The sequence below is a fragment of the Rhodococcus ruber genome (genome assembly GCF_027270735.1).
Lineage (GTDB): Bacteria > Actinomycetota > Actinomycetes > Mycobacteriales > Mycobacteriaceae > Rhodococcoides > Rhodococcoides rubrum_A.
Genome location: NZ_JAPWIJ010000005.1, coordinates 378,217 through 389,802 on the forward strand (window position 1 = coordinate 378,217; position 11,586 = coordinate 389,802).

Annotated in this window: 11 protein-coding genes; all 11 read right to left on the minus strand. The window is 65.5% G+C overall.

Going from position 1 to position 11,586, the window contains the following annotated elements; genetic code table 11:
* Positions 1 to 10: 10 nt before the first annotated feature.
* Positions 11 to 1,642, minus strand: a complete 1,632-nt coding sequence (locus O4220_RS14225; protein WP_269605200.1) for a substrate-binding domain-containing protein — start codon at positions 1,640 to 1,642, stop codon at positions 11 to 13.
* A gap of 72 nt (positions 1,643 to 1,714) precedes the next feature.
* Positions 1,715 to 2,146, minus strand: a complete 432-nt coding sequence (locus O4220_RS14230; RefSeq protein ID WP_037191822.1) for an SRPBCC family protein — start codon at positions 2,144 to 2,146, stop codon at positions 1,715 to 1,717.
* An 84-nt stretch (positions 2,147 to 2,230) separates the two neighbouring features.
* Positions 2,231 to 3,865, minus strand: coding sequence for a cation acetate symporter (locus tag O4220_RS14235; RefSeq protein WP_269605203.1), 1,635 nt, complete (start codon positions 3,863 to 3,865; stop codon positions 2,231 to 2,233).
* Positions 3,862 to 4,161: a DUF485 domain-containing protein gene (locus tag O4220_RS14240; protein WP_269605423.1), complete on the minus strand. Its 300-nt coding sequence runs from the start codon at positions 4,159 to 4,161 to the stop codon at positions 3,862 to 3,864. The genes O4220_RS14235 and O4220_RS14240 overlap by 4 nt, the downstream gene beginning before the upstream one ends.
* A gap of 199 nt (positions 4,162 to 4,360) precedes the next feature.
* Complete coding sequence (locus O4220_RS14245; protein WP_269605205.1) at positions 4,361 to 6,103, minus strand: cation acetate symporter; 1,743 nt, start codon at positions 6,101 to 6,103, stop codon at positions 4,361 to 4,363.
* Positions 6,104 to 6,109: 6 nt separating this feature from the next.
* Complete coding sequence (locus tag O4220_RS14250; protein WP_420030395.1) at positions 6,110 to 6,415, minus strand: hypothetical protein; 306 nt, start codon at positions 6,413 to 6,415, stop codon at positions 6,110 to 6,112.
* Positions 6,416 to 6,482: 67 nt separating this feature from the next.
* Entirely contained in the window at positions 6,483 to 7,283 is an 801-nt protein-coding gene (locus O4220_RS14255; RefSeq protein WP_269605209.1) for a LytR/AlgR family response regulator transcription factor, read from the minus strand.
* Positions 7,280 to 8,452, minus strand: coding sequence for a sensor histidine kinase (locus tag O4220_RS14260; protein ID WP_269605211.1), 1,173 nt, complete (start codon positions 8,450 to 8,452; stop codon positions 7,280 to 7,282). The genes O4220_RS14255 and O4220_RS14260 overlap by 4 nt, the downstream gene beginning before the upstream one ends.
* Entirely contained in the window at positions 8,449 to 9,630 is a 1,182-nt protein-coding gene (locus O4220_RS14265; protein WP_269605214.1) for an alpha/beta hydrolase, read from the minus strand. The genes O4220_RS14260 and O4220_RS14265 overlap by 4 nt, the downstream gene beginning before the upstream one ends.
* Positions 9,631 to 9,658: 28 nt before the next feature.
* Positions 9,659 to 11,287, minus strand: coding sequence for a Na+/H+ antiporter (locus O4220_RS14270; protein ID WP_269605216.1), 1,629 nt, complete (start codon positions 11,285 to 11,287; stop codon positions 9,659 to 9,661).
* A gap of 78 nt (positions 11,288 to 11,365) precedes the next feature.
* The gene (locus O4220_RS14275) at positions 11,366 to 11,554 is read right to left on the minus strand and encodes an antitoxin (protein ID WP_032377365.1); all 189 of its coding nucleotides are present in this window, start codon (positions 11,552 to 11,554) and stop codon (positions 11,366 to 11,368) included.
* Between the last annotated feature and the right edge of the window lie 32 nt (positions 11,555 to 11,586).

Here is an 11,586-nt window from a genome sequence, read left to right on the forward strand (position 1 = left end):
GCCGCTCCCGTCACCGACCGGAACGGCTCCTCAGCGCATTGACGAACACATTCGGGATTTCGGCCGGATTTCGTGCGACGAAGCTCGTACCGCCGGTGGCAGCGGAAATTTGCTGCAGCACACCGGCATCAGCGTCATCGGTGATGCCGATGGTGACGATGACGACCGGTCTGGACGGGTCCTGCTCTGAACGCAAAGTCGACAACAGCTCGTCGAGCGAGATGCTGTCGGGGTCCTCGTTGGTGCCGTCGGTGAGAATGATGACGCTGTTGACCGCGTTGGGGTCGTAACCCTCCTGCACGGTGCGGAACGCGGCCAACGTGGTGTCGTACAAGCCGGTACCGCCCCCGACCAGCGTCGGAAGGGTTCGAGTCTGTTGCAGCAGTACCTCGCGCTGAGTGGTGTTGCCGACCTTCTCGTCCATGCGCCGGATCGGTGCCAGCTCCTTGTAATCCTGACTGCCGCCGCCCAGTCCGATCGAAAATGCCCACAACCCCATCGACGCGTTGTCGGGGAACAGGCGATTGCCGGTCTCGCTGGCCTGCACCGTCATGGCGATGCGCGTATTCGCACCCGCGCTGTAGTTCATCGATCCGGAGACGTCTTCCATCACCAATGCTCGCGAGGGAAGCGCCAACACCTGGTACTGCTGCAGCGTCGACTCGGCGGCCTGCTGATCGGCAATCGTCAGGGGCGTCACCTCCCCGATCCCACGATCGGAATCCAGCACTGCATCGTCTGCTCCGCGGAATCCGGCCTCGGACAACGCCTGTTGGCCTTGCTCGGATTCGATGGCCGCCGACAGAGCCGTTCCGACGGACTTTGCGGCCTCGTGCCGTTCGTCTGCAGGCTCGGTCACGGCCAACGGGAAGTTCAGGAAGATGCTGCCCGTCGGCGGTACCGTCGCGCCGAGGTCTCCGTCGTTGTCGACCTGGTATTGCAAGAAGGTCTGCTCGGAGACCACTGCGACGCCGCCGTCGGCGACCACGTCGTCCAGACGTGTTGTCGGATCGGCCTCACCGCGGGTGGCGGCCTGAGCCTGGGCGATGGGAACGAGAGCCGCCCCGACCGAGTCGAGTGCCTTCTCGTCCGATCCGGCCTCGGCCACCGCACCCAGGATCGCCGCGTCGGAGATGGTGTTGGTCAACGGATTCCCGATGCGCAGGCCTTCGAGCTTCAGGGCAGTGAGCCAGGTATCGAAGAACGGCACCTCGTCCTTGCGTGTTGCGAGCACAGCTGGGGTACTGGCCACCGACTGACTCGCGAGGTCGATCAGCGACGCGGTGGACCGGACCGTCTTGCCGACCCACAGTGACGAATCCGGAATCCAGAGAGAGGGAACATCGGCACCCTTGGCCACTGCAGCCGACACCTGACCCGACTCGCTCGCGGTCACCTCGATCCGAGCGCAATCCAGATCCTCCGCGGACGTGCCGTCGACGATCTTCTGCAGCACCGGCGCGATCGCGGGGTCCGCGGCCAGCGAGTAGGACGCGGGGTCGCCGCATTCGGAACCGAAGGCCTTCTGTGCAACGACCACGCCGCCAGCGATCACGACGAGGAGCGCGACGGCAATGATGCCGTACTTCACCACTCCTCTACTGCTCGTCGTGGACGACGAAGCACTGTGCCTACCGGGCATGACATGACCTCTCCGTAGCGAGCGAGAGGGAGAAGATCACCCGCCCCGCCGTTCGGTTCGCCAGATACTACGTCAGGCGTAGATCTTCACGAACGTCTTCAACGAGTTCTCGATGTCGCCCTTGAGTGCACGGGCCACGCCGGAACCGATCGGACCGAACAGCGGTGCACCACCCAGGTTGATGTCGATGGTGATCTCGGAACCGTCGCCCTTGGATTTCACGGACATGTTCAGACCGATCTTGACTCCGCCCTTGCCGTTGCCCTTGAGCTCGAGCTTCTTGGGCGGATCGTAGGACTCGATCTTCCAGGACACCCGGTTGCGCATGCCTTTCACGCTGGCGATGGAGTCCAGAGTGGTGCCGACGGCCAACTGCTCGGGCAGCTCACCGCGCCACGCTTCGTGGATGGAGAGCCACTGCTCGTAACCGGACAGATCGGACGCATGCGCCCACGTCTGCTCGGGGGTCAGCGGGACGTCGAGGGAAACCTTCAGCTTGGCCACAGCAGGGATGGTAACCGCTGCGCGAGAAGTGCCCGTGTGAGGCCTTGCTCACACGGGCACTTCTCGATCACATCTGCGGGTGTACTAGTGCGCGCTGGCCTTTTCCGCACCGATGCCGGTGAGGGAACGAACTTCCATTTCGGCCTGCTTGTCGGTGTTCTCGGTGTCCTTCGAGATCAGCGTTCCGACGATACCGAGGATGAATGCCAGCGGGATCGACACGATGCCCGGGTTGGAGAGCGGGAACCAGGCGAAATCCGAGCCGGGGATCATCGACGTCTTCGATCCCGATACGGCCGGGGAGAAGATGATCAGCACGATCGTCGAGATCAGGCCGCCGTACATGCTGAACAGTGCGCCCGTGGTGGTGAAGCGACGCCAGAACAGCGAGTACAGAATGGTCGGCAGGTTCGCGGCCGCAGCGACGGCGAACGCGAGTGCCACCAGGAAGGCGATGTTCTGCCCGTTGGCGAGGATGCCGAGGCCGATGGCCAGGATGCCGATGACGACGGCCGTGATCCGCGAGACCTTGACCTGCTTCTTGTCGTCGACCTTGCCCTTCTTGATGACGCTCGCGTAGATGTCGTGAGCGAACGACGCCGACGCGGTGATCGTCAAGCCGGCGACCACGGCGAGGATGGTCGCGAAGGCGACCGCCGAGATGACACCGAGCAGAATGACGCCGCCGAGCTCGAACGCCAACAGCGGGGCCGCGGAGTTCTGACCGCCGGCCGAGGCCAGGATGCGGTCCGGTCCGACTATCGCCGCGGCACCGTAGCCGAGCACGAGGGTGAACAGGTAGAACGCGCCGATGAGCGCGATGGCCCACACGACGCTGCGACGAGCTTCCTTGGCGGTGGGCACCGTGTAGAAGCGCATCAGCACGTGCGGCAGACCCGCGGTGCCGAGCACGAGTGCGATACCGAGCGAAAGGAAGTTGATCTTCGAGGTGGCGCTGCCGCCGTACTGAGCACCGGGCTCGATGACATCGCGGGCACCGACGATCGGGTCGGCCGAGCTCGACACCATCGCCTGAGCGCTACCGAGAAGCTCGGAGAAGTTCAGGCCGAACTTCGCGAGCACGAGAACGGTCATGAATGCGGCGCCGGCGATGAGCAGAACGGCCTTGATGATCTGCACCCAGGTGGTGCCCTTCATGCCGCCGATGAGCACGTACGCGATCATCAGCACACCGACGATGGCGATGACGATGGACTGCCCGGTGCGGTCGGAGATGTCGAGCAACAATGCGACGAGTCCGCCGGCACCTGCCATCTGTGCGAGCAGGTAGAACAGCGAGACGGTCAGGGTGGACAACGCAGCCGCGGTGCGAACCGGGCCTTGCTTGAGCCGGAAGCTCAGCACGTCCGCCATGGTGAATTTGCCTGTGTTCCTGAGCAACTCGGCCACCAGGAGCAGCGCGACGAGCCAGGCGACGAGGAAGCCGATGGAGTACAGGAAGCCGTCGTAGCCATACACGGCGATGGCACCGGCGATACCGAGAAAGCTTGCCGCGGAAAGGTAGTCGCCGGCGATGGCGACGCCGTTCTGAGGCCCGGAGAATCCGCCGCCTGCGGTGAAGAACTCCGCGGAGGTCGCGTTCTTCTTCGAGGCGCGGATGACGACGGCCATCGTGATGAGGACGAACGCGCCGAAGATGGCGATGTTGACGATCGGTTCACCGACGGTGGTGTCGGCGGCCTGGGCAAGAATGTTCACGACTTCGCTCCCTGGGAGGCTTCCATCTCGGCGCGCAAGGCTGCGGCGCGAGGATCGAGTTCACGGTTGGCGAACTTCACATAGATGCCGGTGATGGCGAACGTCGTGATGAACTGGCCGAGGCCGAGCAGCAGGCCGACGTTGATGTTGCCCCACACCTTGGTCGACATGAAGTCGACTGCGTATGTGCTCAGCAGCACGTAGACGACGTACCAGACCAGGAAGAACCCGGCCATCGGGAACACGAAGCTACGCAGGCGGTGTCGGAGTTCCTGGAACTCCGGACTGGCTTGCATGTCTACGAACGCTTGCGCGTCCGGTGGCGAATTGGTTTCCGGTGCGGTCACCTTGGACTCCTGAAGTTGATGTGAGCTCTAGCTGAGTCGGAACAGTAATGAGAGTCAGGTCACAAAATCAGGAGGTGGCGTCGATCACACGGCGGGCTGCGGGAGTGTGCGACGAGCGGTCGAGAATGGCGGCCGAGCGGTGTGCGCCCTACAGTTCGCGCTCTCGGTCTTTGCCCATGTCGAGGCCCTCGGGCAGGTGCAGTCGGGCGAAGATGCGGGAGATGTCCGACGGCACCGTCTTTCGGGTGGCGAGGCTGACGACGATCATCGCGGCGAAGGCGACGGGAACGCTGACTGCGGCCGGGTAGCCGAGTATCGCTGCCGCCCAACCGCCGAGGATGCCGTCGGAGATGGGGGTGACGACGGAGATCGACGCGGCCACGAGTGAGATACCGCCGCCGAGGAGCAGCCCGGTTGCTGCTCCTGCTGCGGTGAGTCCGCGCCACCAGATACCGAGTACGAGCAGTGGGCACAGGGTGGACGCCGCGACGGCGAACACGAGCCCGACAGTGCGTGAGAGGTCCAGCGAGACAACGCCGATCGACAGGGCGAGCGGTACGGCGCCGGCGAGTATCGCGGCGACGCGGAAGTCCCGCACCTTGCCCGAGAGCACATCGGTACTCAACACTCCGGCGATGCTGACCAGCAGACCGGACGAGGTCGACAGGAAGGCCGCGATGGCACCGGCGGCCACGAGAGCGGCGAGCAGCTGCCCCGGAATTCCGGACAGCACGGACCCCGGCAACAGCAGTACCGCGGCGTCCGATGCCCCGGTGATGAGCAGTTGCGGTACGTACAGGCGCGCGAAAACGCCGAGCACCGTCGGGAACAGGTAGAACATGCCGAGTAGCGCCAGCACGGTCAACGATGTGAGTCGCGCGGCTCGGCCGTCCGGGTTGGTGTAGAACCGCACCAGCACGTGCGGCAGTCCCAGCGTGCCGAGGAACGTGGCCAGAATCAGCGAATACACCTGATACAGCGGATGCGCGCCGCCCAGTCCCCCGCCGGGCATCGACCAGGCCCGGTCGGTCGTCGGCGCTCCCGCCACCACGGGGACGGGCGAGCCGGCGTCGAGCGTGAGCACAGTGCCCGATCCGAGCTCGTGTTCGCCTGCCTCGAGACGCACTCGGCCGTCGACGCTCCCGTCGTCGAGGGTGCCGGCCACGGATACGACGATCGGTGAATCCACCTGTACGAGAACATCGGTGGTGATGTCGACGACGGTCTGTTCTGTCACGGTCGGCGGAGCCGGGCTGCCGACGCTTCGGTCGTCGGAATAGAAATGCACGGCCAACACCAGTGCCGGAATGGCGATCGCGGTGAGCTTGAGCCAGTACTGGAACGCCTGCACGAAGGTGATCGAGCGCATTCCACCGCCCACGACGTTGGCGATGACGATGAGCCCGACAGACAGGGCCCCGACCCAGCCCGGTACGCCGAGGAGGATGTTCAGGGTCAGGCCCGCTCCCTGGAACTGCGGCACCAGATACAGCGCGCAGATGACCACCACCACCAGCATGGCCACGGTACGCAACCATGGCGCGCCGAGCCGGAACTCGACGAAATCCGGCACCGTGTACGCGCCACTCCGGCGCAGGGGCGCGGCGACGAACAGCAGCAGACCCAGGTAGCCCGCGGTGAAGCCGACGGGATACCACAGCGCGTCGGCACCGTACTTGGCTATGAGACCGGCGACACCGAGAAACGATGCAGCAGAAAGATACTCACCGCTGATGGCTGCGGCGTTCCACCGCGGCCCGACGGAACGCGAAGCCACCAGAAAGTCCGAGGTGGTGCGGGCCAACCGAACTCCGTAGACGCCGATGCCCACGGTGGCCGCAGCTGCCAGGAGCAGCGCGATCACCGTTGCGACGGGAATGGACTGGTTCACCGACGCCTAGTCCTCGACCAGACCGACGAACTCCGTCTCGTTGCGCTCGGCCCGGCGCACGTACGCCCAACCGACCCCGAACAGCAACGGGTAGATCGCCACTCCGAGCACCAACCACGGCAACCCGATACCCAGCAGCGCGACATCGGTGAAGCGCTCGAGCAGCAGGACCGACAACGGTATTGCGAACAGTATCGACAGCGTCATCACCGCCAACCGCACCGACAGCAGCAGTTGCGCACGAACCAGGCTACGAACCAGAGCGTCGCCCACCTCGGTTTGCTCCTGCACTTCGACGCGGGTGCGCACCATCCGTGCGCCACGACGTTGCGAGAGTACGACGCGCTGCCGATGCGGTTGACTCACCACGCACCCCTGATCATCGCGACGACCACGATTGCAGCGGCCCGCGGACCAGTCTGTCCTTGAGCTCCCTGGCGTGCCTGCGGCTCACCGGCAACTCACAGGCGGCCAGATCTCCACTGCCACGCAAGCACACCACCAGACCCGAACCGACACTGCGGATTCCCGTCACCAGCCGCAGCGAGACCAGATAGGAGCGGTGCACCCGGAGGAATCCGGCATCGGCCCAACGACTTTCGAGTGCAGAGATCGGTATCCGCACCAGATGCGAGCCGTTGGCGGTGTGCAATCTGGCGTAGTCGCCGTCGGCCTCGACCCATGCGACCGAGGAGCGGTGGACCAGGGTGGTGGTTCCACCGAGTTCGACGGGAATGACCTCGTCGGCGGAGGTGTCGGCGGACTGCGCCGGTCGACGCCGGGCAACCAGGACGCGTCGAACGGCCTCGGCGAGCCGATCCTCGCGCAGTGGCTTGAGCAGATAGTCGACGGCACCCAAGTCGTAGGCGGCGAGCGCCCGATCGTCGTGGGCGGTGACGAACACGACGGCGGGTGGCCGAGCGAATGCCGACAGGATGCCGGCCAGCTCGAGTCCGTCGAGGCCGGGCATGTTGATGTCGAGGAACACGGCATCGACAACGGGTTGCGCGGAGGTCTGCTGGAGCTGCCGTAGCGCGGTGGTCGCGTCCTGCGCGGTGTAGACCTCGGCGACGGCGTCCTGCTCGCGTAGCAGGAAGGCGAGCTCATCGAGCGCAGGGCGCTCGTCGTCCACCGCGAGCACGACCAAACCTCGTCCGCTCGTGGTTCCGGCCTGCGTCATGCCCGCACACCCGGCCTGAATTTCGGCACGCGCATGCTCACCTTCGTGCCTGCGCCCGGTGCGGTGTCCACTACGAGACCGTAGTCGTTTCCGAAGGCCGCCCGCAGCCGATCGTCCACGTTCGCCAATCCGACATGGGCCGCGTCCTCGGTGTGCAGGCTGCCCGACCGCAGCACCTCGGGGTCCATTCCCACGCCGTCGTCCTCGATGCTGATCACCGCGTCGGTGCCCTCGTCGGCAGCGATGATCGTCACGCGTCCGCCGTCGGCCTTGCCGGACAGGCCGTGCCGGACGGCATTCTCGACCAGCGGCTGCAACGCGAGGAACGGCAGCGCAACGCCCAGTACCTCGGGCGCGACCTGCAACGAGACCTGCAACGAATCACCGAAGCGGGCGCGCTCGAGTGTCAAGTACCGGTCGATGTTGCGAAGTTCGTCCGCGAGCACGGTGAATTCACCGGCATTGCGGAACGAATACCGAGTGAAATCGGCGAATTCGAGCACCAGCTCCCTGGCCCGATCGGGATCGGTACGGACGAACGACGCGATGGTACCCAGTGCGTTGTAGATGAAGTGCGGGCTGATCTGCGCTCGGAGCGCCCGAACCTCGGCGCGATCCAACCGAGCCCTCGACGCATCGAGTTCGGCGAGTTCGATCTGCCCGCACGCGTAGCGAGCGACCTCGGCGATGGCACCGAGCACGCCCGGTCCCGGCTCGTCGACCATGGCCGCACCCAACACCCCGACCACCGGCGAATCGTCGACTACCAGCGGCTGCGCCACCAGCGCCTTCACCGGATGGATCGACCCGAGCGGCAGGCGCACCAACACTCGTCGCTGCCCGTCCACGGCTCGCTTCGCCGCCTCCACGAACGCCGGTGTCAGCTCCTCCCACGGACCGTCCCAGGCCAACAGGGAACCGTCGGGATCGCAGATACCGAGCGCGTCCGCCCCGGTCAGTACTCGCAGATGCGGTGCCGCGACCGATGCCGAGCGGGCGTCGAGACCATCGCGCAGCGGCTTGGCCGCCAGCGATGCGGTGTGCAGCGTGGAGTGCACGGCCCGTTCGGCCGGGGTGGTCAGATCGCGCCGACCACGCAGGCTGATGACTGCGATCACGGTGACGATCAGCGCCACGATCACTGCCAGCCAGGCCAGAGCAGCCGTCATCGTGCGCACGTACCCGAAGTCGGTACGTTCAGGAATCGTTCGACGAGCCAGTCGACTCCGATGCCGTTGGCCGCCAGCTCGGCGTGGCCCTGTTGCGGTTCGGACCTGAACTCGACGTCGTCGCCCATGCCGCAGGCTGTCGCAACGGCATCCCGAGTCCACTGCGGATCGATCAGGTCGTCGCGCTCGCCGACCAGTACGAACAGCGGAACGTCGGTGCGAGATGCCGGCAGCACCACCGATTCGAGCCAGTCCGTCATCCGATTCGCTGCATGCTCGGTGGCCGGGAGAGCATCGGCCGGGTCGATGACAGCTCCGGCGTCGGCCTTCGAGAAGCCGAGCAGATCGCTGCACGCCGTCAGTGCGGTCACGTTGTCGGCGAACGTGCCGCGGATGTAGTCCGAACGCTCGGCGCTCGGATCCGCGACGTGCAGACCCTCGAACAGATACGGCACCAGCAGCTGGCGCGGCAAGGTCTGTTCGGTCTCGGGGGCGAGGATGCGAGTCAGATCCGCGGTGGGCGAGAGCGCCGCGGCACCCACCAACTGCAAGCCGTCGCCGTAGTCTGCGCTGCGCTCGGCAGCTGCCCAGACCGCCTGCCCACCTTGAGAAGTGCCCACTGCACCCCACCGGGTACCGACGTCGGGCACCACGTTACGGGCAGCGCGCACCGCGTCGATGACGTCGTAGGCTGCGGCGTTTCGGTCGAGGTACGCCGGATCCCCCGGCGTCCCGAGCCCCTGGTAGTCCGTCACCACCACCACGGTGCCGCGCTCGAGGAACGGCGTCACCAATCCGATGGTGCCCAACAGATTCGGGTAGAGCGAGGGCGCGCATTCGTCGGTGACGCCGGTGGTGCCGTGCCCGACCGAGACGATCGGCCAGCCGCCCGGAGGCGCAGAACCCTTGGGCACGAACACCGTTCCCGATGTCTCGGTACCGCCACCGCTCACCCCATCGGTGGTGCGGTAGACGATCTTCGTGGCCGTCCCCCCGAGGTACGCGACGCCGATGTCGACCTGGCCCAGCTGCATCGCCGACACGATCGCGCCGCGCTCGGGGCCCTCGGGCGCAGGAATCGCTGCAGGGACGGACGGTTCGGGTGGCACCACCGGCGTGCTGCAGGCGGCAAGAGCGAACACCAGTGCCGCGGCCGCCACCAACCCGCTCGACCTCACTGTCTCTGCGCTCCTACATAACGTTCGTCTACATCGTGCGTCGTTCGATGCGGGCCTCGGCCGCAATCTCTTCCACGTCCAGACCATTCAACACTGCGCGCAGAGCTTCGTCGTCCAGCTCCCCCGAGTCGCGGGCGGCAACCAGCGCCGCCCGCTGCGCGACCAGCACGTTGTGCCGCAGGGTATCGAACAGCGCTCCGGCCGCCGCAATTCGCTTCTCCCGATCCTCGGTCTCGTCCGCGTCCAATCGTGCCCGCACCGAACGGCGAACGCGCGAGATGACCTCGGCTACCCGATCGCTGTCGACCCCCGCGATTCCGTCCTTTGCCGCACGCTCGAGGTAGGTCTCGGCGGCGGTGCGGGCGATGGCCTGCGAAAGCAATCGCTGATTGTCGGTGCGTTGCTGCTCGAGCGGATCTGCGACGTCGAGTCGGCGAATCAGCAACGGAAGCGTCAAGCCCTGCAGCAGCAAGGTGCCGACCGCGACGACGAACGCGACGGCTTGAATCACAGCGCGACCGGGGAATTCGTCCCCCACCACCGTCGTCAACGGCACACCGGCGGCCGCGGCAAGCGTCACCACTCCGCGCATACCCGCCCAGGAGAGCACCAGGTTCTGCTGCCAGGTCAGACCGGTCTCGCGTGGTGCCTTTCGCCGAAACAGTCTGCGAAACAACATGTGTCGACCCGAATTGGCGAAAATCCAGGCAGGGCGGACGGCCATGACCACTACGAGCACCACCAGCGCGTACCCGAATACATGATGGACCGGCAACCCCTCGCGTTGCACTTCCTCGATCACGAACTTCAGTTGTAAACCCATGTAGGCGAACACGAATGCTTCGAGGAGCAGATCGAGCGTCGGCCACACCTGGCGTTCCTGGACCCGAGTGGTGACCGAGACATCCGCGGTGATGCGGCCCAACACGAAGCCGGCGGTGACGACGGCCAGGACACCGGACGCATGAATTTCCTCGGCCGCCAGATAGGCCGCGAAGGGCAGCACCAGACCGAGCACTGTCTCGAGGGCCGAATCGGCGATGCGCTTGCGGACGAACCGGACGATGCGCGACAGGACCAGCCCAACCAGGACGCCCCCGACGATCTCGTAGGCGAAGAACAACACCGGTGAACCCAGTTCGATGCGGCTACCCGTCACCGACGCCACGGCCAGAGTGAACAGGGTCAATGCGGCCGCGTCGTTGACCAGGCTCTCCCCGGTGAGAATGGCCATCATTCTCGCGGGGAGGCCCAGCTTGCGGCCGACGGCGATCGCAGACACCGCGTCGGGTGGGGCTACGACGGCACCGAGCACCAGGGCCGCACCGAGCGTCAGTTCCGGAATCAGCAGATTCGCGAACCAGCCGACGGCGACCGTCGTCACGATCACCATCACCAGTCCGAGCCGGAGGATCTGGGCGAGGTTCCGCCGGAAGGTGACGAACGAGAAATCGAGCGCAGCCGAGTACAGCAGCGGTGGAAGCACCACGCCGAGGATCAGCTGGGGCGAGAGACTGACATGCGGAACGCCGGGAACGAAGGAGGCGATCGACCCGACGGTGACCAGAACGAGCGGGACCTGAAGGTCCAGACGCTTGGCGAAACCGGCGACGGCGATCGCGAAAATGACTACGAGAAGAAGAATCGGTCCGTCCACCAAGACGATTGTGCCGTCAGCCGCGCACTATGGCGCGACCGACGGCCGCTCCGACGAACTCCAGACGACCGATACGTCCTACTTGTCCGGAATTGCCTTCTTTGCTGCTTCTTGGACCTTGTCGATCTTGTCGGAGTACTTGCCACCGGTCTTGTTGTCGATGAAGTCCCCCGCCTTCTCCACGACGTCGTCGATCTTGTCCGAGTTCTCGGCCGCAAGGTCCTTGCCCTTGTCGACGATGCCCTTCAGATTGTCTGCGAAGCCCATGACTGTCTCCTGTCGCTGGAATGATCGAACAT

Coding starts and splice junctions, on each gene's coding strand:
- O4220_RS14275 (WP_032377365.1), bottom strand. CDS start 11,554: ATGGGCTTCGCAGACAATCTGAAGGGCATCGTCGACAAGGGCAAGGAC.
- O4220_RS14250 (WP_420030395.1), bottom strand. CDS start 6,415: ATGGTGCGCACCCGCGTCGAAGTGCAGGAGCAAACCGAGGTGGGCGAC.
- O4220_RS14255 (WP_269605209.1), bottom strand. CDS start 7,283: ATGACGCAGGCCGGAACCACGAGCGGACGAGGTTTGGTCGTGCTCGCG.
- O4220_RS14240 (WP_269605423.1), bottom strand. CDS start 4,161: ATGCAAGCCAGTCCGGAGTTCCAGGAACTCCGACACCGCCTGCGTAGC.
- O4220_RS14225 (WP_269605200.1), bottom strand. CDS start 1,642: ATGCCCGGTAGGCACAGTGCTTCGTCGTCCACGACGAGCAGTAGAGGA.
- O4220_RS14260 (WP_269605211.1), bottom strand. CDS start 8,452: ATGACGGCTGCTCTGGCCTGGCTGGCAGTGATCGTGGCGCTGATCGTC.